22 protein-coding genes are annotated in these 22225 nt (G+C 31.6%); 3 read left to right on the top strand and 19 right to left on the bottom strand.

Features of this window, described 5'->3' with window-relative positions:
- Positions 1-288: 288 nt before the first annotated feature.
- Positions 289-759 carry a TspO/MBR family protein gene (locus RV14_RS06555; RefSeq protein WP_071855496.1) on the top strand — a complete coding sequence of 157 codons (471 nt, stop codon included), beginning with the start codon at positions 289-291 and terminating at the stop codon, positions 757-759.
- Positions 760-853: 94 nt separating this feature from the next.
- Here RV14_RS06555 and RV14_RS06550 read toward each other — a convergent pair whose 3' ends face one another.
- The 4 genes from RV14_RS06550 to RV14_RS06530 form a co-directional block, all read right to left on the bottom strand.
- On the bottom strand, positions 854-2059 hold the full coding sequence (locus tag RV14_RS06550) for an LCP family glycopolymer transferase (protein ID WP_071855495.1): 1206 nt from the start codon (positions 2057-2059) through the stop codon (positions 854-856).
- Between the two features lie 1033 nt (positions 2060-3092).
- Positions 3093-3293, bottom strand: a complete 201-nt coding sequence (locus RV14_RS06540) for a cold-shock protein (RefSeq protein WP_002292860.1) — start codon at positions 3291-3293, stop codon at positions 3093-3095.
- 124 nt (positions 3294-3417) lie between these two features.
- Positions 3418-4026, bottom strand: coding sequence for a superoxide dismutase (locus tag RV14_RS06535; protein WP_071855494.1), 609 nt, complete (start codon positions 4024-4026; stop codon positions 3418-3420).
- A gap of 78 nt (positions 4027-4104) precedes the next feature.
- Entirely contained in the window at positions 4105-4572 is a 468-nt protein-coding gene (locus tag RV14_RS06530; protein WP_071855493.1) for a GtrA family protein, read from the bottom strand.
- 240 nt (positions 4573-4812) lie between these two features.
- On the opposite strand from RV14_RS06530, the gene RV14_RS06525 reads away from it, so the two are divergent.
- Positions 4813-5616, top strand: a complete 804-nt coding sequence (locus RV14_RS06525) for a DUF1189 domain-containing protein (protein WP_071855492.1) — start codon at positions 4813-4815, stop codon at positions 5614-5616.
- A gap of 593 nt (positions 5617-6209) precedes the next feature.
- Here RV14_RS06525 and RV14_RS06520 read toward each other — a convergent pair.
- The 7 genes from RV14_RS06520 to mltG form a co-directional block, all read right to left on the bottom strand.
- Complete coding sequence (locus RV14_RS06520) at positions 6210-6503, bottom strand: HesB/YadR/YfhF family protein (RefSeq protein ID WP_071855491.1); 294 nt, start codon at positions 6501-6503, stop codon at positions 6210-6212.
- Positions 6504-6515: 12 nt separating this feature from the next.
- Positions 6516-7181: a potassium channel family protein gene (locus tag RV14_RS06515; protein ID WP_071855490.1), complete on the bottom strand. Its 666-nt coding sequence runs from the start codon at positions 7179-7181 to the stop codon at positions 6516-6518.
- 329 nt (positions 7182-7510) lie between these two features.
- Positions 7511-8143 (bottom strand): response regulator transcription factor, encoded by a 633-nt coding sequence (locus tag RV14_RS06510; protein WP_071855489.1) that lies wholly within the window; start codon positions 8141-8143, stop codon positions 7511-7513.
- 6 nt (positions 8144-8149) lie between these two features.
- Positions 8150-9214, bottom strand: coding sequence for a two-component system sensor histidine kinase LiaS (gene liaS, locus RV14_RS06505; RefSeq protein ID WP_071855488.1), 1065 nt, complete (start codon positions 9212-9214; stop codon positions 8150-8152).
- The gene (gene liaF, locus RV14_RS06500) at positions 9211-9942 is read right to left on the bottom strand and encodes a cell wall-active antibiotics response protein LiaF (RefSeq protein WP_071855487.1); all 732 of its coding nucleotides are present in this window, start codon (positions 9940-9942) and stop codon (positions 9211-9213) included. Before liaF ends, liaS begins: the two co-directional genes overlap by 4 nt.
- Positions 9943-10201: 259 nt before the next feature.
- Entirely contained in the window at positions 10202-10681 is a 480-nt protein-coding gene (gene greA, locus RV14_RS06495; RefSeq protein WP_071855486.1) for a transcription elongation factor GreA, read from the bottom strand.
- Positions 10682-10823: 142 nt separating this feature from the next.
- A complete protein-coding gene (gene mltG / locus RV14_RS06490) occupies positions 10824-12002 on the bottom strand; it encodes an endolytic transglycosylase MltG (RefSeq protein ID WP_071855485.1) in 1179 nt (392 codons plus the stop codon).
- A 192-nt stretch (positions 12003-12194) separates the two neighbouring features.
- Between mltG and RV14_RS06485 the strand changes: the two genes are divergently transcribed.
- Positions 12195-13352, top strand: a complete 1158-nt coding sequence (locus RV14_RS06485) for a serine hydrolase domain-containing protein (RefSeq protein ID WP_071855560.1) — start codon at positions 12195-12197, stop codon at positions 13350-13352.
- A 184-nt stretch (positions 13353-13536) separates the two neighbouring features.
- Here the strand turns inward: RV14_RS06485 and RV14_RS06480 are convergent, their stop codons facing one another.
- The 8 genes from RV14_RS06480 to RV14_RS06445 all read right to left on the bottom strand — a co-directional run bounded on the left by RV14_RS06480 (position 13537) and on the right by RV14_RS06445 (position 22103).
- Positions 13537-14481 carry an NAD-dependent epimerase/dehydratase family protein gene (locus RV14_RS06480; protein ID WP_071855559.1) on the bottom strand — a complete coding sequence of 315 codons (945 nt, stop codon included), beginning with the start codon at positions 14479-14481 and terminating at the stop codon, positions 13537-13539.
- Between the two features lie 455 nt (positions 14482-14936).
- Positions 14937-15341, bottom strand: coding sequence for a glycerol-3-phosphate cytidylyltransferase (gene tagD / locus RV14_RS06475; protein ID WP_071855484.1), 405 nt, complete (start codon positions 15339-15341; stop codon positions 14937-14939).
- The gene (locus RV14_RS06470; RefSeq protein ID WP_071855483.1) at positions 15338-16798 is read right to left on the bottom strand and encodes an oligosaccharide flippase family protein; all 1461 of its coding nucleotides are present in this window, start codon (positions 16796-16798) and stop codon (positions 15338-15340) included. Before RV14_RS06470 ends, tagD begins: the two co-directional genes overlap by 4 nt.
- A gap of 16 nt (positions 16799-16814) precedes the next feature.
- The gene (locus RV14_RS06465) at positions 16815-17921 is read right to left on the bottom strand and encodes a CDP-glycerol glycerophosphotransferase family protein (RefSeq protein WP_071855482.1); all 1107 of its coding nucleotides are present in this window, start codon (positions 17919-17921) and stop codon (positions 16815-16817) included.
- 11 nt (positions 17922-17932) lie between these two features.
- Positions 17933-19015, bottom strand: coding sequence for a glycosyltransferase family protein (locus RV14_RS06460; RefSeq protein ID WP_174544641.1), 1083 nt, complete (start codon positions 19013-19015; stop codon positions 17933-17935).
- A gap of 5 nt (positions 19016-19020) precedes the next feature.
- Positions 19021-20103, bottom strand: a complete 1083-nt coding sequence (locus tag RV14_RS06455; protein ID WP_071855480.1) for a glycosyltransferase family 1 protein — start codon at positions 20101-20103, stop codon at positions 19021-19023.
- 17 nt (positions 20104-20120) lie between these two features.
- On the bottom strand, positions 20121-21176 hold the full coding sequence (locus tag RV14_RS06450; RefSeq protein ID WP_071855479.1) for an EpsG family protein: 1056 nt from the start codon (positions 21174-21176) through the stop codon (positions 20121-20123).
- Positions 21177-21191: 15 nt separating this feature from the next.
- Positions 21192-22103 carry a hypothetical protein gene (locus RV14_RS06445; protein ID WP_071855478.1) on the bottom strand — a complete coding sequence of 304 codons (912 nt, stop codon included), beginning with the start codon at positions 22101-22103 and terminating at the stop codon, positions 21192-21194.
- Positions 22104-22225: the final 122 nt, after the last annotated feature.

The raw sequence follows: 22225 nt of genomic DNA, 5'->3' as shown, positions 1-22225 counted from the left end.
ATTATTTCGTAATCGATTACACTTATTATATTATCAAATAGTCAAAATAAAAATAACATTTTTTTAAAATAATTAATATTTTTTAATTATTTTAAAATCTTTTTGCAATAATGTTCGGTATTGCAACATAAGGTTTTAAAGAGAAAAATAAAAGAAAATCTGTTAAAGAAAGAATTATTATCAACGTTCAACAATTTATTAAAATAACAAAATTAAAAAGTAAAGAGTAAATACAAGGCAGTTTTAGCAAATCATGATACACTAAAAAGAAAAAGGAGTTCGATAAATATGACTATAATGAAAGATTATCGTTTTTGGTTTTGTACGGTTGGTTTAGTTATTTTGGGGTTTTTGTCGGGGATAACTAGTGGAAATCCGGGTAGTTATTACTATTCACTTAAATTACCTTCTTTTGCACCACCGAGTTGGTTATTTGGTCCAATGTGGAGCATTTTGTATATTTTAATGGGAATCTCTTTGTATCTATTGTCGAAAATGGAAAACAAAAGAATCAAACAAAAATTGCTAACATTATTTATTGTCCAATTTATTTGCAATTTTCTTTGGACTGCTTTATTTTTCAACTTGAAAAATAATTTTATCGCTGCAATAGACATTACCTTATTAGTTCTTGTTTTATCAGTGCTTCTTTACCATTTATGGTATCATTACCGCTTGGTAATGTGGTTAATGGTTCCATATTATCTTTGGGTATTGTTTGCCACTGCTCTCAATTATTCCATTTGTGTTTTTAATTAAATACAAAAAGCACTTGCTCAGTTTATAAAGCTCTCCCAAACTAAAATTTTAGTTTGGGAGAGCTTTATTGTAAAACTGTTGCAAGCACTCATGATTAATAGCCGTTTGCATCATTATATTCTTGATTATATGTTTCTTGTGGAGATATTTGATTATAATACGGGGCGCTGTTTTGATTATAAGTTTGATCATATCCCTGATTATACCCTTGATTATCATTTGGTGTATAATCATACGGATTAGACGATTGTGAGGAATTAGAATAAGTTGAATCGTTGCTGTTTACAGCAGTTTCTGGCGATAAGCCTTCATTAGATTCTGAATCATCGTAAAACATGATAGAGGCGTTTGCATTATTTAAATTAGGTAATGTTTTACTTGTCTTAATTCCTAATTGTTTTTTCAACTCATTTTGAATTGCTAATAAATCATTCTTGCCTAAAATCTGATAATAAATATTGTCAATAGTTGCATCTTTTCCTTGTAATTGGTCTTGTTTGATGGTATCAAAGGCAGGCGTATAGTTAGTCGCAACGTCTAGCATGTCATCCCAATTCAAATCAGTTGTTACATTTTTTTCAACGGCTTTTAAAATTTTACGATAATTACTTACGCCATCTAAACTCAACACTTTATTGACAATTTTAGTTACAACTTCACGTTGCCGAGCTTGACGGCCGATATCTCCTAAAGGATCTTCATGCCGCATTCGAGAATAAGCTAACCCTTTTTTTCCATCTAATACTTGCTTCCCCACAGGAACATGAATACCGTCAAGGGTAAAATCAATCTTGTTATTGACCTCAATTCCATCTACTGCATTAATTAAATCTTTCATACCATCCAAATTAATTGTTACATAATGGTCAATAGGAATATCTAAAAGCTGTTCGATAGAGTCCATCGCCATGTCTACACCACCAAAAGCATAAGCATGGTTTAATTTATCGACTGTGCCGTAACCAACAATATTTGTATAAATATCACGATCTAAGCTGATGATTGTGGATTTTTTTTGTTTTGGATTGACAGTTACAACCATCATGGTATCGGATCTTCCTTGTTCTGTCCTTCCTAAGCCACCAGTATCTAACCCTAATAATAAGACTGAAAATGGTTCTTTATCATCAATACTTACTTTTCCCTTACGCTTTGATGATAATCGATTAGATTCTTTGGATATTTGATTCACTGTTTTATTGGCTTCACTCATAAGTTTAATTCCATAAGCTGAAATTATACCGATAAAAATAACGAGAATTCCTAATAATGCTATTACAACTTTTTGCCACCGCTTCATAATGCACCTCTATCTTACTTACATTTTCTTAAAATATTTTCTCATACAATAAATAAATCAGCAAATTACCAAATGAATTATAATAAAACTTTAAAAAAATAAATAGAAACAAATGATGTTTTATATGTAATTTTTGTGAACTCCTCATCACTTAGCTAAGCATCAATTCTTAACAATCGAAATGAGATCTTCTTGGAAAAAGAGCATACTTTATAGTGTATTTCTTCACTAATATTGAAATTTGCAGGCGGTTAATCATTCCATAAGATTCGCCACGTTCTATTGATGATCCTTCCCTTGATTTTGACCTATTTCTCCTTCAATGAAGAAGACAAAAGTTGCCAAAAGACAAAAAACTTTCATTAGAAAGTAACGGTTTGATTCTTGGAAAGTCACGTTTAATCACACGTGAACTGATACCTTGATAAGCGTGAATGAATTATTCATTCTGTTTTAAGTTGGACTTTGTATAGAAGAAGAACAGGAACTTTATCATGGCGCCACTTAACTAACGTCATGTAGATATGATTTTGAAATTCTCTCAAAAATATCTTTAGCTAATCAGATATTTCGTCACTCAACACTTGTTTTGATATATTGTAAATAAAGTAAGAAATGAATGATTAAGCTAATTTCATTATTCTATCCGCACATTTCTTGTGTAGATTACTTATAACACAAATACATTAAATAGGATAGGCTCTTTTTCTGAATCAATCAAAATTCTCAACTATCATACCACAGCTACAATTAAGAAAAAAGGACAAATCAAGGTTTTTACTGCACATTTATTTTTTGAAGAGCCGATAATTTTTTTATGGTATATATGAAAAAGATGCCATAAAAAAGATGTAAGGCAAAAGTTTCCTTTTGTCTTACATCTTAAAAACAAATAAATAGCAAAAGTAGAAACAACCTCTTCAAAAGATTAAAAATCTTACTAATTTTTTGTTATTCGTAATTGAATGCTCCTATTTTAGCTTTTTTATTGCTTTAATTAGACCGCATCGGCGGACTTTTTTTCAACAAATTATTATAATTTAGTCACTTCAGCAGCTTGAGGACCACGAGCACCTTCAACAATTGTAAATTCAACTTCTTGGCCTTCTTCTAAACTCTTGAAGCCGTCTCCTTGAATTGCCGAAAAATGTACGAATACATCATCTCCGCCGTCTACTGTAATAAACCCAAATCCTTTTTCATTGTTGAACCATTTTACTGTTCCATGTTCCATAAATGTATAGCCTCCAAAAAAGTTCTTGCAAGAAACCTTGCAAGAACTATTATACCGAATTTAGAAAACGCTCGCAAGCATTGGAATACTTGTTTTTAATTCTTTTTTGAAGACGTCAAAAGAACTATTTTATAGCTGAAAATCGTTTGTTTACTTCTTCCCAATTAACAACATGCCAAAATGCTTTAATATATTCCGGACGAACATTTTTATACTTTAAATAATAAGAATGTTCCCAAACATCAAGTCCTAAAACAGGAGTTTTCCCTTCCATCAAAGGAGAGTCTTGATTGGCTGTAGAAGTAATAGCTAATTTGCCATCTTCAATCACTAGCCAAGCCCATCCAGAACCAAATCGACTAGCCGCTGCTTTATTGAACTCTTCTTTAAATGTTTCAAAATCGCCAAAAGCTTCATCAATTGCATCTTTGATTGCACCAGTTGGCTCTCCTCCAGCATTTGGAGCCATAATTTTCCAAAAGAATGAATGGTTCACGTGTCCGCCACCATTGTTGCGCACAGCTGTTTTAATATCATTAGGAATCGCATTCATGTCAGACATCAATTCTTCGATAGTTTTTTCTCCTAATTCTGGGTATTTCTCAATGGCTGCATTTAGATTAGCTACATACGTATGATGATGTTTGTCGTGGTGCAAATGCATGGTTTCTTCATCAATATAAGGTTCTAACGCATTATATGCGTAAGGTAAATCAGGTAATGTGTAAGTCATAAAAAATCCTCCTCAATGTATTTTTTTTACACTACAAAGAGTAACAAAGTAAGAGGATTTCTTCAATAGTTCTGCCTACTATTCTTTTGTTTCTTCAGAAATTTCTTCTTTAATAATTGTTGTTTCTTTAAAAATAAATAATTTACTAAAAACGTAGTTTGCAATTACTACAATAATTTGCGTGATAATCTTAGCAAAGTATTCATTCGTATCCATCACTTGAATCAATAAAAGCATACATCCCATATCCATTCCGTAAGAAAGGATACGATAAAACACAAATTTACTAAATTCAACTACTAAATGCAGCAGATTGGGCGATTTAGAATGAAATACCCATAACTTATTCGTTACAAATGCAAATAAAACGGAACAAATCCAAGAAATTGTATTTGAAACCGGCATACTTAGATCAAAAAATTGTAATGCAATGCCAAAGCTAACAATATTTACAACGGTAGCCAATCCACCAAAAAAAAGATAAATAAAAATTTCCCAATAGCCTTTCATTTCTAAAAACTGTTTCATTTGATTATAAAACTTCATTCTTCATCCTACCTTATAAGTCATTCCTAAATATCATACCTTATTTACACTTGGGTTTCATCTTTCTTTTTTAAAATTAAGTTTTTTTGGCTATTGAAGTTAACTTTTTAAATTTTATTTAACAAAACTATATACTCTTCTCTTTTAACTTCTTGGTCAATTGATATTTGATTTTTTCCTTGTATTTCTCTTAATACTTCGCTAGAATTGCTAGTGATGACAATTGTAAAAGGAGTAACCATGACAATAAAACAATTAATTATTAGCTCATTCACACACTTCAAAGAACTAAAAAATGCCAAAAATACCTCATTTGCCAAATCAGTTTTTTACCTTTTGGCCCTTAGTGTTATCATGGCATTACCTATATCCTACCAGATTTTTCAAGTTTTAGAAAATATCAAACACGATGGACAAAAAATTGCAACAAAAATTCCAGACTTTTCTATAAAAGATGGCAAAATTAATACCAAAGAACGTAGTGGTTTTATTTACCAAACGGATTCAATTATTTTCACTTTTGATCCAGAAGGTAAACGTTCTGAAAAAGACATTTCTTCTGATTTAGTCGGTAACTTTCTCAGTGTAGGACTACTTAAACATAAACTTGTCGTTGCCTTTCCGAACACGGGAACGTCTACCACTTTGTTAAAGAGTAATCAATTCGATCTTGATTATAAAAATGATGCCTTGAAGAATTTGACGGGTAAACGATTGCGCACGACATTAAGCGAAGCTTCTCTTCCCTTTTGGTTCAAGGCAATCACATTCTTGATTTCAATTTATCCTAGCTTTTTAAATTTGGTTTTTACTTTGCTGCTCACAAACATTGCAGCTTACATTTATGCTCGTTTGCGGCTAGCGAAAGTTACTTTTCTAGATTGTTTAAAAACAATGGTCTATTCTGTTTCTTTACCAGTAATACTCGCAACAATTTTAATGACTTTTTTGCCTTCTTTTGATTCCAGCGCATTTATTGCTATTGCCGGACTTTTTATTTTCGCTCAAGCTGTAAAAGGTTGGCCAAAAATCCAAATAAGATAATTTTCTAAAAAAATCTAAAACGACTTTCCAATGAAGAATTCAATAAACTTTGGAAAGTCGTTGCTATTTATCATATAAACTTTGGCCATTCCCTCCACTAATAGCCTTTTGTTAATTCAACCTCGTTGAGTTTAAGATTTGATCTTTCAGCGAACTTATAATCTGTTAGGTTTTCCAAAAAATAGCCACTAACTTCTTCTGAAAGCCTTAAGTTAACCCAGTAACATGAGAAGTAAGCAATTGACCATTTCCTACAGTAGGCTTTCAACAAGCAGTGGTTCTTCTTCAAATACATCTAAGGCAACAAACGCCAATTTTTTTCATTTAAGATTTGAATTAAATCTTTTATTTTTAAGGAATCTCCATGGTCGACGTTAATAAAGATGGCATGAGTAGCAAATTATTTAAATAATTTTTCATCAAAAAGACCTCTCGTTTGTTCTGTTAAAGGCAATATATTTACAATCAATATCCATTTTAGAGACTACTTGTTTTAGATTTGTTAAACTCCTTCAACTGAATGACCAGCTTTTTTTAACAAGCTAAAAAAGGAGTTTTCCACGCTAAACTAGCTGAAGAAACGCTCCTTTTTTTTATCGTTCTTTAAAATGATACATAGGTTCATTTAAAGTGGCATCGTAATCAACAATAAGATCATAACCCTTGAAAAACCATTCATCTGCTCCTTCAATGAAAAACAACAGACCATCGATTATTTTTGTTTTTATTGGCTGTTCTGGCTGCTCTACAGACATGCCTATCGAAAAGCCGTCATGTACTTCTGTTTTTCCATATACTTTTCCAAAAAAACGAATCCCATAATGCTCAGGTATGCTTAGTTCTTCTTCAAACCATTTTCGCGCGTTTTCTGTGACTGATAGTTCCATTTTAGCATCTCCTTATTGATTCATTTTATCATCTAAAATATCAACATCTTCTGTTTCACCAATCACCAATAAGTTATCGTTTTCCCGCACATACTCATCTGCAGACGGCGACACGACGATTGTTCGATCAAAACGGCGAATTGCTACTACCGTTAAATCATATCGTTGTCTAAAGTTCAATTCCGCTAATGTTTTATTGAAGAATTTTGGATTAGACACGCGAATCTCAGCAAGAGAAAACTGATCGGACAATTCTAAGTAATCCAATATATTTTTAGATACTAAATGATGAGCGATTCGGCTACCCATGTCTCGTTCTGGATGAACGACCCGATCAGCACCAATTTTTTCTAACACTCGAGCATGGTATTCGTTTTGTGCTTTTGCCAAAATATTGGGAACACCCATTTCCTTCACCATCAACGTCACTAAAATACTTGCTTGGATGTCTTCTCCGATCGCAATAATCACATGATCAAAGTTTCTGATTCCAAGCGAGCGTAACGTCATCTCATCTTGTGCATTGGCTACCACGGCATGAGTAGCAATATTCATATATTCATTGACTCGATCTTCGTTGCTATCAATAGCTAGCACTTCTTGGCCTGATTCAACCAGCGTCCGACAGACACTGCCGCCAAAACGACCAAGTCCAACAATTGCAAAATTTTGTTTCACTTGTTTCCTCCTTTACTTATTTATTTAAGTATAGCAAAGGCTTTCTAAAAACAAAAGTAAGCTTTCTTATTTAGATATAGTTTAAGTAGAAAAATTTATTAGAAACTTAAGAATGAACTTTTTCTAGTAAAAAGCGAACTGTTAGCTGTTTCATTTACCATTAAAAAAGATAAACATGTATACAAAAAATAAGCAAAAACCTCTCAAAAACTTAAAATATTTTTGAATTGATTCGTTTATTTTCTAGAAACAAGAATTAGTATCTCGAAATCAATCTTCGTTTTTTGTATTTTATGGATTACATAAAATAATTCATAAAAACTATCGTGTTATTTTACTAATCCATGTTTAAAAGCATAGATTGCTGCTTGTGTACGATCCTCTACTTCCAGTTTTGCCAATATATTTGAAACATGTGTTTTAACTGTTTTCAATGTGATAAATAGTTCATCAGCAATTTCTTGATTGCTTTTTCCTTCAGATATTAACATCAAAATTTCATTTTCTCGATTGGTCAATTCTTCATGAAGAATCGGTTTGCTGCGCTTACTCATTTGTTCCATCATTTTTGTTGTTACTTCCGGTTCTAAAACACGTTCTCCTCTTTGAGTAGCTCTTATTGCATTTGCTATTTCATGAGCTGTAGAAGTCTTTAGCAAATAACCAGCAGCACCAGCTTCAATAGCCGGATAGACTTTTTCATCATCAATAAAGCTAGTCACAATAATAATTTTTGCTTGAGGCCATTCTTTTAAAATAGCCTTCGTTGATTCAATTCCATCCATTTCTTCCATGACTAGATCCATCAAGATAATATCTGGACGTAATTCCATTGCTTTTTTATAGCCTTCTCGACCATTTTCTGCTTCACCGATAACTTCAATGTCTTCTTGAATCGACAAATACGAAGAAACACCTAATCGAACCATCTCGTGATCATCTACGAGTAATACTTTGATCATCTTTTATTATACCTCCTTAATTAAAGGAACCTTAATTTCAATACTTGTACCTTGTCCTTTAAAGCTAATAATTTTAACCGTTCCACCAATACCGGCTACCCGCTCTTTGATATTATTCAATCCATAACTACCTGTTTTTGTTTCGTTCATGTTAAATCCTGTACCATCATCGATCACTCGTAGTAATAAATTATTATTGATTTTGTGTAAATAAACTTCTAATTCATTCGCTTTAGCATGTCGTAATGTATTTGAAAGTAATTCTTGTACGATGCGAAAAAGATGATCTTCAATTGAGTTGGATAATTTGACGTCTTCAATTTCCCACTTTAAAGAAATTTGAATTTTATTTTGTAATTCTTTTAATAATTGTTCGATTCCTTGCTTCAAGCTTTTTTCTTCTAAGTTTACGGGACGCAGGTGCAACAAAAGTGCTCGCATTTCAGACTGAGAAGCGTTAATAATGTCAGCTACTAGACGCAGCTGTTTTCGAAACATTTCTGAACTCTCTGTTTTTTCGGCTTGTTCTGTTAAAGCCGACATCATCATCATAGCTGCAAATAATTGCTGTGAAACCGAATCATGGAGTTCACGAGCCAAGCGATGCCTTTCTAATTCTAAAATTTCTTCTTTTGTTTGTCCATCTACATATTGCGGGCGACTTGTAACTATTTGCAATTCACTAGATACTTCAATCATTTTTTCTTTAATTTTTGTAATTTCTTTATCAATGTCTTGAATATAATTCTCATCAGGAGCACTTGGAAGAGGCTTATCTAAATGATAGGATTCATAGTTTCCAGAAGATAAGGCTCTTAATTTTTCTTCAATTTTTCCATACTTTGTTTTTTGGATAATTGATATCAGTAAAAAAACTACGAACCCGACTCCCAAAGCAATCAGAAATAAATGAAAGATAATTGGAACGTAGAATAACCGTACACTTAAAAGTGTTCGCCAATCTGATTGATTATTTGCATAAAAATAAGTACAAAAGGAAAAAACAATGATTAAAAAAGCAGCGACTGAGGCATAGCTTGCAATCATAGTTTTAGATAATTTGCTAATCATACGCGAATCACCTCAACATCGCCAAGAAGTGTATTCGTAATAATTTTTAAACGCCGAGGATTCTCATCATAATCACTGCTATAAATCTTAATTGATTCGTTTTTTAAAGAATATTGTTCATTTTCAAATAAAACATTGCCGACTAATGTCGCGTGTTCTAAGCTTATCGCAATTCCTAAAGGGACTAAAATTCGCGTTCGACCGATTCCTTTTCGAACAATGATAATGTTATCATCTTTAGGTAAGAGTGTATTACCTAAATCAATAATGGTGTCGCCTGAAATAAGAGCTATATTAATGTCATCCCATTCATAGATATCATTGCCAATACGTTTGTTTCCAAATAATTGCTGTTTTTTTCGTTCATTATTATGCTTTTTTAATTGATCCGTCTGAACCATAATCATTTGTTTTTTTCGCCAAAAAACATTTTTAGTTAATTTAATTCCAGAAACTTCTACGCCTTTAAGACCGATAAAAAGAATGGCAAATAGTAACATCAACCATAAGGCGGGGCTATTGACTAACCCAAAAAAAATGATCATGCTTCCCATGATTAACTGAAAATTTTGAAAACCTGAGCGAGGAGATTTTCTTAATGCTAAATATATATTTAAAATGCCAAATAGCACTAAAAGAAGCAGCCCAATATTATTCATAATTTGCCAAAATACAAATAATAACAATAAGGCCTCGACAACAATAAAAAAACGCCAAGAACTATTCATTCTTTTTCTCCTTTCATGAACTTTCTCATTTCATCATACCTATTTTTATACACCTATACTATAGGACTTAAGATGTAAATATTTAACTACCGCACGAGACAAAAAAATCTGCCTGCTTCTTCACAACAGTAAAAACAAGGTTTGCTTCTTCAAAAATAAGCCGAAATTCACAAAAATCTGACGAACAATTTTCGTAAATTCCGACTTATTTCTTGAGGCGATACCCATTATGATCTCTTTACATTAAACTTACTTTTGTTTATGCTTGTTCTACTTTGACAATTTTAACGAACATATCGCCGCCAGGAGTAGCAATTGTTACTTCATCATTGACGAACTTTCCAATTAATGCTTGTGCAATAGGAGAATCATTTGAAATTTTACCAGAAAACGGATCTGCTTCTGCACTTCCTACAATCGTATACGCTTCTTCTTCACCATCTGGTAATTCAATAAAAGTAACTGTTTTACCAATGGACACTTCATCGGCATCTACGCCGTCATTATCAATAATTTGAGCAAAACGAATCATGTTTTCAAGCGTTGTAATACGACCTTCGACAAAGGCTTGCTCATCTTTAGCAGACTCATACTCTGAGTTTTCAGACAAATCGCCAAATCCACGAGCAATCTTAATGCGTTCAATGATTTCTCCGCGTTTTACTGTTTTTAACTGTTCTAATTCTTCTTCTAGCTTGGCTTTGCCTTCTAGAGTCATGGGGTAAACTTTCTCAACCATATATAACGTCTCCTTCTTATTCTGTGGGGTACCTAAAAAGTAATCTTTTAAGGAACATAGTCCAAAAAAGATTACCACGCTTTTCTTAAAATGTAAATGATTTTCTATTTTAAAAATAAATAGTTAGTACACAATTACTATTCTACGAATTATTGACATATTTATCAACTAATTTTAAATGTTCCTCATAAGTTTTTGCAAAATAAACATTACCGTTTTTAATATCTGCTACAAAATAATAGTAATCATTTTTAATCGGTTCTAATACTGCCTGAATCGAAGCTTCACTAGGATTATCAAACGGCCCCGGTCCATAGCCTGTATTTGTATACAAATTGTAAGGAGAATCCACTGCCGTATCTTGATAAGAGACATTTTCCTTATGCTTGCCTAATGCATACAGCACAGAGATATCTGACTGCAATGGCATATTTGCTTTAATACGATTGAAAAAGACTTGTGCAATGTTTTTACGATCATTTTCTTTTACTCCTTCTTTTTCAACTAAAGAAGCTAATGTTAATACTTGTTGGATCGTAAGATGTTGCTGTTTGATTGTTGAAAAATAAGGTTGTAAAACGGTATTTGTCTTATTAACCATTTGAACGACCAAATCTTTTAGTGACATCTCTTTGTAGTAATCATAGGTAGCTGGGAACAGGTAACCTTCTAAAGGATATTTTACATTTTTTGCTTGACTCGCACTCTCCAATAATTCTGGAAATTTTTTTTGAAGTTCTTTAAAAAATGAATTGTTTTTCATTAAATCTAAAAATGCTTGTTTTTCTTTGCCAGTCACTTTAGCTACTCTTGAAGCAATTTGATCAATATCATATCCTTCAGGAATCACAATTTTTCCATCTGCAACTTTTTTTGGCTCTGAAGTACCGCCTGCTTGCAGTTGCTTGCCAATCTCATCGAGTGTCATATTCGGCGCCATTTGATAATAACCAGCTTGAAATCCAGTCAAGTTTTTGAATTTTGTATAATAGTTAAAGACTATGCCGCTTTTGATCACTTGGTCTTTTTCTAAGATCTCGCCAATTTGCTTGTTTGAGGATCCACTTGGTATTTCAATTTGAACAAGTTGGCTATTTGTTGGATCAAGTGGCTTCAATCCGCTATCAACATAACGATAAACTGTAAAACCAAGAATTCCTCCAACGATCACTAACATGAGGACAATCACTAATATGATTTTTCCAACAATTTTTTCTTCTTTTTTGCGTAAGTTTTTTCTTTGATTCATTACTTCATCTTTTTTTGAAGAATGACGCTGCTTACTTTTTTTCGCTTCTGGGCGTTGTTTGTTTTCTGACAAAACAACTCCTCCTTACTATCGACTTCGTAACTCTATTCATTATACATGATAATTGAGCTAACGTGAATTCCTTTATTTAATTATTCTATCAAAATTGTAAGTAGAAAAACAAGTACCGTCCTATTAAAATAAACAGTGCGAAAAAAATAGTAACTATAGTAACTAAATTGAAAGGAATTTTTTGGAACCATGATGAAAAAAGGTAAACATGCAAAAAAAAGAACTCATTCTTTTTTTACGTTCTCCCTCCTTCTTCTAAGCATCAGTCTTATTTCAACAGGCATTATTTTATGGCAGTATCAACCTGAAACTTCTGACAAAAACAAGTCTTCTCAAACAATAGTAAAAAAACATCTGAAGCTTTCACCTGATGAAAAAAAAATAGCAGAAAAAATTCATCAACTCTTAAAGAAAAATGATTATATCGGCTCTATTTACGTAAAAAAAAATAACCGTACCATTCTTGAATGCGGCTACGGTTACGCAAATGAACAAATAAAAAAGCCAAATGATCCTTCCCTTTATTATCAAATCGGTTCTATTCAAAAAGCAATGACTGCTCTTTTGATCTTAAAACAAATAGCACTTGGCCGTCTTTCTTTAGATACCAAATTAGCTGTATTTTATCCTCAAATCCCTAGCAGTCAGTTCATTTCTATTAAAGACTTGCTTTACATGAAATCTGGATTAAAACGCACAGCTACGCCAAGTATTCCGCTAACAGACGAACAAGTGATTCAATTTTCCATCAAGCATCTAAAATTAATAGATTATCATACGTACCATTACGAACCAGTCAATTTTACCCTATTAGCTGGCATTTTGGTTCAATTAACACATCAATCTTATGAAACGTTATTAAAAAATGAACTCATTCGACCACTTGGATTAAAACATACTAATTTTTATGCTCAAGTGAAGCATTCAGTGGATCACGCTTGTTCTTATAAAATGTCAGCTTACAATAACTACTGCAAAACATTAACCGAATCCCCCACAACAATTCGAAATGAACTAGGTACTGGTAATATCAGTATGTCGGTATATGATTTAAACACATTTTTTACAAAAGTATTAGCTGGAAAATTTCTTCCTAAAAAGCTACTTTGTTCATTATGGAAAGAAAGTTCACAAAATCATCCTTATCGCGGCGGTGTTTACTGTGGAAACAATTATGTTTTGGCACAGGGAAACATCAATCGTTTCCATTGTGCAGCTGCCTTCAAAAGAGATTTAAAAGATGCGGTAGTAATGGAAAGTAATATCCAAGCCGATAAAAAAATAAAACGTACTGTCACTGATTTAAGAAACCAAATTTATAATTTAATCGAAGACTCAGCAATCTTATAAAGAAGTCATTCAAAACACAAGCACAGGTGCTTGAAAATTTACTCTCTTTTTTATAAAAGTGTGAAAAACAAAACTATTTCTAAACATGAAAAAAAGTTGCGCCAAAATAGTTTCTGTAGCGATCTTCAAAAGTTAGAATTTTAGCTCTAACTTTTGAAAGTCGATTCATCTGACACAACCTTTTTTATAGTTCTGTTTCTAAATAAGTTTTCATGCCACTCAACACGTCAAACTTTGGTTGATACCCAATGGACTGAATTTTAGAGATATCTGCTAAAGAATCATGAATATCCCCTGAACGTTCCGGTTGATAGTCTAAAGATAACTCTGTTCCTAAAATTTGATTAATAGTATGAATCAACGCAAGCAATGTAGTGGACTTACCAGTACCAACGTTAAATTGTTTGCCTAACGCTTTTTCTTTTTTTGCCACAAGCAACAACGCTTGAATCACATCATCTACAAATACAAAATCTCTTGATTGGCTTCCATCACCATATAAGGTAAATGAAGTTTTTTCTCCAGCCAAATGTTTTTTATAACGATCTACTAAAATTGAAATCACGCCACTATACGGTGAATTGGGATTTTGATTGGGACCATAAACATTAAAAAAGCGTACAGCACTTCCCGGAACTTGGTACAAATGACAATAATCCAAAACATATTGTTCTGCAGCAAATTTATCAATTGCATACGGCGTCAGCGGACGAATAACTGATTCTTCTTTTTTAGGTAACGTTGGTTCATCTCCATAAACAGCTGCCGAAGAGCTAAAAACAATTCGTTTAATAGCTGGTTGATACTGACGAACCAATTCTAATAACAGCAAAACACTTTCAAAATTGACTTGATGTGTTTCTAAGGGACGTGCGACTGAATCAGCGACACTTGCTACGGCAGCCAAATGAAAGATATAATCAAATTGATAGGTACGCATTATTTCTTCCATTAGTTTTGGATCTGCCACATTTCCTTTAATCAAAGTAATGTTTTTATTTTGATCTAGGTTTTCTACTTTTCCCATTGATAAATCATCAATTGTAATAATTTTATTTTCTTTTCCTAAATAATTGGCTAAAGTAGAACCAATAAATCCCGCTCCTCCAGTAATCAATATTTTTTCCATAGTTTTCACTCCCATCATTCTATCTTCTAAGTATACTCTTCGCTACTTACTTTTTTAACAATCCTACCTGTTTTTTCTTTCTCATCCATATTTCATTAAAGAAAAATTTTTTAACTTCCTGTTTTTTGTTCATCCTTTCAATAGTATACTTTACTTAGTATTCTAATTCAATTTATCCTTTCTTTTTCTAAACTCTCTTTTCATCTTAAGTAGCTCCCTTATTTTTAAGAGAGTTTCTTTGATTGAACATAACTGCCATCCCTTGTTTTTTTCTGCTAGCTATGAATATTTATTTTTCTTTTTCCATTAAATAAAGCTTTTTATGCATAAAAAAATAAGACAAGAATTTTTATTATTGAGAACAGCAATTACACCACTCGTGCAAACTCACGTATCTTCTCAACTAAAAAATCCTGACTTATTCGATGGAAAAATATAGATAAACGGGAATGATATTAAAACTTTTTCCCGACCAAATCATTTTTTATTTGTGTTGTTGAAACTTCTGGAGTTCTTGGAAGATAGATTACTTCAGCTGTCGTTTCTTCTTCAATAAAATCAAATTTTCCTGCCCAATCATCTCCTATAACAAATTTATCCACCTTATATTCTTTAATATCACTTACTTTTTGTTCCCACGATTCTTCCGGAATTACTAAATCAACATAGCGAATTGCTTCAAGAAGCTGTTTTCTTTTTTCAAATTCAAAATAACATTTTTTCTGTTTCTCATTCCAATTAAACTCATCCGTAGAAAGAGCAACAATCAAATAATCTCCTTGCTCTTTTGCTCTTCTTAATAAATTGATATGTCCATAATGTAGTAAATCGAACGTACCATACGTGATTACTTTTTTCATTTTTTTTCTCCTTTCATAACTTTATTTTTGACTAGTAAAAGATCATTTAAAATTCTTGTCTTAAATAAAACAAGACAGCCTATAAAAACACTTAACAAAATCATGCCGTTCAAACAAATATCTAAAAATGCATTGACATTCGTTATAACTAAAAAATTGCCTACAATTAAGGTAATAAACGTTGCTAGTATAAATTTTGTTTGCCCTTTAAAAATAATTTTTAAATCTACTTGTTTTCTAATCAGGAAAATACGTAAAAAACAAACAATGCTTTCTGTTATAATTAAACTGGCAGTTCCTCCGTTTGCTTTAAATACCGGAACTAAACTTAGATTTAACACAACATTCAAAACAGCACCAACTACATAAGGAATGGAATATTCTTTATACATTCCCTTTGCTAAAGTAAATTGATTCGCAAACACTCCACCGATAGCAATCGGAATGATGATAATACTCACATACTTCATATTAGGAATCATTGAAACAAAATGATTTCCAAAGAAAAATGGAACAAAGATACTAGAAATTGAAAATAAAAAAGCAGCAAAAAATAAGGAAATAATCAACGTATAATCATAAGACACTTTTAAAATTTGATTTAATTTTTTTTCTCCTTCTTCACTGCCATCAATCCTTGCCATTGCAGGCATTAACACAACACTAATGGATGTAACAATCGAAAGAACGATCCGCGCAATCTTTTGCGATTGATCGTAGTAAGAAAGCTGAGTAGAACCAGCGATCCAGCCAACGACGGTTTTATCCAAACTCGTGTAAACTTGAACGGCAATTTGTGGTACTAATAAAGTTAATGATTGTAATAATAAACTTTTAGAACTGCTAACAGATTTTAAAGAAAAATTTTCCTTTTTTTGTTTGGAATTAAAAATATACTTTCTAAGAGAAAGCCAAAAGAAAAGATTAGCAAGTAAAGAACCAACACTGTTGATTAACATATATAAGCCTAAATCATTTTGATCTTTTACTAAAGCAAAAATTAAAATCAACATAGTAATTTTTACTGCCGTGTTTCTTGTAATAACAGTCTTAATCTCCCCAATTCCTATGAAAAACCATGAAATATCTAGGATATAAGATAACAGCATTGGCAGTTGTAGCCAGTAATAAATTCTATCTTCTACAAATAAAAAAGTTCCACCAGCAAATAATAAGACCACCAATAATCCTGAGATTAATTGTAATTTCCATAAGTTAAAAAAGTTTTCTTTAAGTTCTAGTGCATCTGATTTAGAGATCATTCTTACACCCAATTGGCCCAACCCCATTAAGATTACTACACCTAAAAAGGTATTGATGGAAAGTAAAAATGAATTGATGCCTAACTGCTGTGCGCCTAAAATTCTTGAGACATAAGGAACCGTTAAAATTGGAATAATAATAATAAATATTTGGTAGGTTGCGTTGTAAAATATGTTACTTAAAATTTTCTTCATTATTCACTCAACTTCTTTATTGACTTTTCTTATCTTCTTTTATCAGTTGAAGATAGGTACATATCGCTTTTGCGTTATTGCCGTGTGTATCACGCTTTTGAAAAACATCAATTAAGTTATCATAATCCAAATGACTCTTGTTTTTTTCCGTAATAAACTGGATAAAATTTTCTTTTGATTTAATTTCTGTTCCTATCATTTGTTGTTCAATTTCACTGATTACACCTCGGGTATTTTTATATTCTTGCACATCCGTTTGTACTAACCCAATTGGCTTTTTAGTTAATAAAAAGTCAAAGTATACAGAAGAATAATCAGTAATCAGACTTTCTACCTCGGATAAGATTTTGTATAGATCAAAATGTTGATTTTCAAATTGATCCGTTGTTAAAATACGGATTTGTTCAAAAGAGGCATCTAAACTTTTTTCTTTGTTCAAGATATCTAATGGATGTAATTTCACAAAAAGATTCTTTTTAGCTTTTTTGAGTTGTTTATCTACTATTTTTAATTCATTAAAATCAAAAAAAGCTAGTTTATTATTTTCAAATTCACCGTCATTATAATCTCCTGATATATGTTTTCTAAAAGTAGGTAGCCATGCGACAACTGGAAAATCATTCATGAAGAATAATTGACTGATATTGTAGGAGCTTTTCAAAAAAAGCTTGTCGTTTCTAGGAAGTCCGGTAGCTATTAATTGTTTGTCAGTTACGCCAAATGCTTTACATAAAACTTTGTCAAAAATAGGCGATGTAGAGATCGTTTTATCAAAAAAAATCGTATTTTTCTCATTATAATTTCCAATTTGTTTTAAAGGCATTCCATGCCATAATTCAATTTTTTTTGGAGAAATCATGCGAGGAATATTATTAAATATGCCATGGTCTGAAAAAGAAATCGTAGCAGTAAGATAATGATACATGCCTATAAAGGAATTTTTTTGAAGAAATTTCACGTTTTTTTCCTTATATTTATCAAAAAAATGATCTTCTGCATGTTTCTGATCGTTGAAAAGCCAAATATATTCCCCTTCAATTGGATAGTCCATCATAAATTCAAACATGGCTCGTGCATTATCTGAAAAGTCAGGAACACTGCAAAAAATGAATTTCTTTCTCATGTTATCTTCTCCTAATCTATTGGCATTTCTACGAAGTCATTAATTTTTTTAATATAATACAACTGATCTTTTTCAATCTCACTTAGCGCTGCTTTTTTGTTTTTATTAAACAGTTCTTCATCAATTGCAAAATAATAATCTAGTAGTTTTTCTTCTAATTGAGGATCTTTCGGGTCAACAGTTACCCCTAAATTCCTTTTTTCTACTTCTTCTTGTTTGTACGAATCATTTTCTACTAATTGTGGAATCCCATATATCAAACCATCATAATATTTATTAGAGATAAGGTGCTTAACTTTGTGTTGATTTGCTAATTTATAGGCATTTAATAAAAGATCCGCGTCTTTTAAAAGTTTACTTTTTTCTTTATTGACATATTTACCCGTAAATTTCACATTGTGAATTTGATTTTTGCTAACATAGTCCATTAACCGCTCATAATCTTCTCCAATTCCATGGTAGATAAGATTAATTTTCTTTGAATTTTTTAAGTTATCGATAATATCAATTTGCTGGTCGTAATAGCGTACGGCTCCAATCCAGACTAAATTTAAAGGTGCTTCTTTTTTCTTGATAAAATTGGATTGATTCGCTAATTCTTCCATCTGCATATTGTGAGCTAATATATAATCATTTTGTGGTAAAAAATTCTTGAAACCAAGCGAAGAAATACATGTAAAATAAGAATTATCAATGACTTTGTTTTCTAAATTTTTATAAAAAGAAAAATTCTCATACGTATAATCGCGAATATCATAAATATATTTTCCTTGATATTTCGTGATCAATTCTTTACTTAAAAGTAACCCGGGTACTGTCGTTAATATAATTAATTTGTCATATTTTTTCTCTTTAACAGTTTTTTTCAGCCATTGTTGATACCTAAAAAAGTCAGGAATTTTTAACAATTTATTTTTATTTAATTTTGAGGTATGTTCATAAAAAAGATAGTTATCTGGATAATTAGCCTTCTCATTTGTTCTTTTCCAAAAAAGAATATCATAATCCTCGGAATGCGCCTCTAAAATATCCGTATATAATTTCATAAACGGGCAGAAAATGATATCTCCTATAAAAATTACACCAGTTTTCACACGTATCACCTCAAATATATTTTTTCCATTTGTTTCACTGTATTACTTACATCAAATTCAGCTAATTTGCTTGTTTGTTCATTCGTATATGGTTTTTCTAATAGAATCTCTGCCCATTTTGTTACAGGAGCATTTAAACTGACAAAATGGGTATTGGGCGTCAAATTAATATCTCGAGAAATGGTATCAGCAAAAACCATTTTTTTCCCACTGACTTGCGCCTCAATGCCTACCATCGGAAGTCCTTCATACAAAGAAGGCAGCAAAAAGACATCCATGATTGAAAGAAGCGCAGGGATATCTTCACGCTCTCCTAAATATAAAACAGCATCTGCTAATTTTAATTGGTCTATTTTATTTAATAGTTGATTTTTTAAACTGCCGTTGCCAATTAAAAGAAGTTTCGCCTGTTGATTTTTTTGGTGAACCGCCTCGAATATATCTAACAAGAACATTTGGTTTTTTTGCTCTTCCATTCGACCAATGTTACCAATAATCAAGTTTTTATCACTGAGACCTAATTCTCTTTTTTTAGCTGCTTTTTCTTCTTCAGAAAATTGATATTGCGTAAAATCTACTCCATTGTTTACAATCACATACTTTTGATCTCCAAACAGACTTTCACCCGCTTCTTTACTTACAGCAACCAAATCAGTGGCATTTTTTATTAACAAATGGTGTAAATATTTACGAAGAAGCCCTAATACAGCAGAATTTCCTTTGCCGTCTTCCGTAGCGTGGCTGTGCGCAATTCTGATGGGTATGTTATTTCTCTTAGCAAGCCATAAATTAATGCCGCCTCCAAAGTAGACCTCATTATGAGCGATATCAAATTGTTCTTTTTTTAATAGTTTATTCACTTCATGCAAGTATTTTAGGATGTTTTTTTTAGGATTTGTCACGACAAAAATCCTTCCTCCCAATTTTTCTATTTCAGCATGATAATCTTGAACATCTTGATAATCATCATAAATTAAGAAATCAAATTGGATTTTTTCACGGTCAATCTTTCGATACATATTCATCATGAAAGATTCAGCACCGCCTCTACCCATTCTCCCTTGAAAATGCAACACACGCTTAGTCATATCATCCATCCTTTATATCAAAATAGTATCAAATAGGGAATATACGAATTGTAGGCTCCAGAAATAATAAAGATTAATACGAAAATACAAAAACAAAACAGATAAAATAAGCTAACGGATAACGCCTTATGTTTAAATAGTCTTGAAAATAAATAGGGTACCACCAAAATTTCACTTGTAGCAAAGATTGTACTGATTCTTCCCCCTACTGTTGCTAACGGTCCAAATAAAATCAACAAACAAGTCGATATCAAATACCATTGTAAAATTGTATTCATCATCTTTTTATATTTTTCATTTTCATTTTGAAGTAAAATAACTGAAACTACTAAAATCATCAACTGCATAACAAATACTGGATTAAAAATCCATTTACCATTTACATAATTTCCTGCGAAGTAACCAGCATATCGGCTAGGAATCATCCATAAAAATAATTGCGGGTTAAAAAAGATTATGCCAACTATGGCAGAAAGTGAGACGGTTGCAATCACTTTCTTTAAATTCAACTCACCAATTAGGAGACTAAACAAGTAAGCAGGAATTAAAAAGATTCCTACAACATGGAACAAACTAGCAAAAATAGAAATCATACATACTTTAAAAAATTCTCGTTTTTGGATATAAGGTAAAGCATACAAGCAAATGATTACTACAAATGCTGATCTTATTTGTCCCATGTCTCTTACTAAGAAAAAGCGAGAATAATAATACAGCAAAATAAAACTTGGAAATTTTGAAAAGCAAAACGTAAAATTCGCCAATAAAAGCATACTAATCATCGAAAAGAAGAGAACAAACGTACTAAAATCAAACCCTAAACTTTTAAAGAGATAATTCAAAAACAAGAAGCCGGGTTCTGCTGGAATATTTTTGGAAAAAATTGATCCTAGTGAAGTAACAGAATCATAGATACGTGAATAGGAATCAAAATCATACCCTGTTTTATACCTAAGACCTGCAAATAAAATTAAGCAAATAACTGCCCCCCAAAAAAAATAGGGTTTCTTTTTGAGAAGCTCAAAAAAAGAACTTACAAGCAGTAATAAAAAGAATAATAAATAAATCTCCATAGTTTCACAGCCTAACTAAATTAATATAATGTCTGTATCTTCTGAATAAATTTTCGATAGTTCCATTTGTAAGTGATACCAATCTTTGGTTGTTTTTTCTTTTTCACAAATCATTAGAATTTTATGGACTTCAAAAGGTGGTAAAAAGGCATTACCTAAGTCATCAGTAACAACGACATTATTATTTTTAAAAGTTAAGTTGTGCAATTGTGTAACAACAATTGTCGGAGTAATGATATTCATTAACGTATTTTCGATACATTTTTGCTTATCAAGTGTTGAAAAATGGCTGATGTTTACAACACGTTGATTTGTCAAAAAAGAAAAATCATCGGAGATTAACGTGTATTTTCGTCTAAAAATAACCGATAAAATTGTGCCTAAAATAACAAAAAGAATCAATCCACCTACAAAGTAAATAATTAATTTTTTTGGTGAAAGTTTGTTTGCTTGAACGGGTTTAAAAATTTCTTTCGTATTTTCACTAAGATCAACGATTGTTTTATCTTTAAAAAACGGTATGGTTCCTTGTTTCAAATAAGAAAGTACTTTATCTTTCACAAATATATTTTCTTTGCTCGTATATTGATCCACCGTTACAATAAAAAAATTACTTGCATCTCTTGTAACTGTTAGATTTTCACTTAATTCTTTTTTGATAGTTTTTGGTATAGTACTATCTTCATTTAATTCCAATAATAAAATTTTACGGATATCCTCTGCATTTTGATAGGGATTCCCTTCTTTATTTTCTAAAAGAAAAGTAATTTCTTCTCCTGTTGCTTCTTGTTTTGCTTGACTGGTTTTCCAATTGTATCCTATGAGTAAAACAAGGAGTAATAGCGCAATCACGCCTGATAAAAAATATACTTTTTTATTTTTTTTGATAAATTCTTTGAATGACTCTACTTTAATTTGTGTATCCATTTCTATTCACACCAGCCTATTTTCTTATTTTTTAACTATCGCTTTTAATAATTATTACTACTTATTTTCTTTCATTCCTAACCAACAAAACCTTTAAATCAACTGAAAATCTTATCTTTTGG

This window comes from Enterococcus ratti (assembly GCF_001886195.1).
Classification (GTDB): Bacteria; Bacillota; Bacilli; order Lactobacillales; family Enterococcaceae; genus Enterococcus_B; species Enterococcus_B ratti.
The sequence above is the reverse complement of the archived record's forward strand: the minus strand, read 5'-3'. Positions and strand labels throughout refer to the sequence as shown.

Excerpts from the sequence above, each read along its gene's own strand:
- liaF (WP_071855487.1), bottom strand. The coding sequence starts at position 9,942 with ATGAATAGTTCTTGGCGTTTTTTTATTGTTGTCGAGGCCTTATTGTTA.
- RV14_RS06540 (WP_002292860.1), bottom strand. The coding sequence starts at position 3,293 with ATGGAACATGGAACAGTAAAATGGTTCAACAATGAAAAAGGATTTGGG.
- greA (WP_071855486.1), bottom strand. The coding sequence starts at position 10,681 with ATGGTTGAGAAAGTTTACCCCATGACTCTAGAAGGCAAAGCCAAGCTA.
- RV14_RS06455 (WP_071855480.1), bottom strand. The coding sequence starts at position 20,103 with ATGACTAAGCGTGTGTTGCATTTTCAAGGGAGAATGGGTAGAGGCGGT.
- RV14_RS06525 (WP_071855492.1), top strand. The coding sequence starts at position 4,813 with ATGACAATAAAACAATTAATTATTAGCTCATTCACACACTTCAAAGAA.
- liaS (WP_071855488.1), bottom strand. The coding sequence starts at position 9,214 with ATGATTAGCAAATTATCTAAAACTATGATTGCAAGCTATGCCTCAGTC.
- RV14_RS06535 (WP_071855494.1), bottom strand. The coding sequence starts at position 4,026 with ATGACTTACACATTACCTGATTTACCTTACGCATATAATGCGTTAGAA.
- RV14_RS06465 (WP_071855482.1), bottom strand. The coding sequence starts at position 17,921 with ATGAGAAAGAAATTCATTTTTTGCAGTGTTCCTGACTTTTCAGATAAT.
- RV14_RS06445 (WP_071855478.1), bottom strand. The coding sequence starts at position 22,103 with ATGGATACACAAATTAAAGTAGAGTCATTCAAAGAATTTATCAAAAAA.
- RV14_RS06520 (WP_071855491.1), bottom strand. The coding sequence starts at position 6,503 with ATGGAACTATCAGTCACAGAAAACGCGCGAAAATGGTTTGAAGAAGAA.
- RV14_RS06530 (WP_071855493.1), bottom strand. The coding sequence starts at position 4,572 with ATGAAGTTTTATAATCAAATGAAACAGTTTTTAGAAATGAAAGGCTAT.
- RV14_RS06485 (WP_071855560.1), top strand. The coding sequence starts at position 12,195 with ATGAAAAAAGGTAAACATGCAAAAAAAAGAACTCATTCTTTTTTTACG.
- RV14_RS06550 (WP_071855495.1), bottom strand. The coding sequence starts at position 2,059 with ATGAAGCGGTGGCAAAAAGTTGTAATAGCATTATTAGGAATTCTCGTT.
- RV14_RS06470 (WP_071855483.1), bottom strand. The coding sequence starts at position 16,798 with ATGAAGAAAATTTTAAGTAACATATTTTACAACGCAACCTACCAAATA.
- RV14_RS06510 (WP_071855489.1), bottom strand. The coding sequence starts at position 8,143 with ATGATCAAAGTATTACTCGTAGATGATCACGAGATGGTTCGATTAGGT.
- RV14_RS06450 (WP_071855479.1), bottom strand. The coding sequence starts at position 21,176 with ATGGAGATTTATTTATTATTCTTTTTATTACTGCTTGTAAGTTCTTTT.
- tagD (WP_071855484.1), bottom strand. The coding sequence starts at position 15,341 with ATGAAAAAAGTAATCACGTATGGTACGTTCGATTTACTACATTATGGA.
- RV14_RS06555 (WP_071855496.1), top strand. The coding sequence starts at position 289 with ATGACTATAATGAAAGATTATCGTTTTTGGTTTTGTACGGTTGGTTTA.
- RV14_RS06480 (WP_071855559.1), bottom strand. The coding sequence starts at position 14,481 with ATGGAAAAAATATTGATTACTGGAGGAGCGGGATTTATTGGTTCTACT.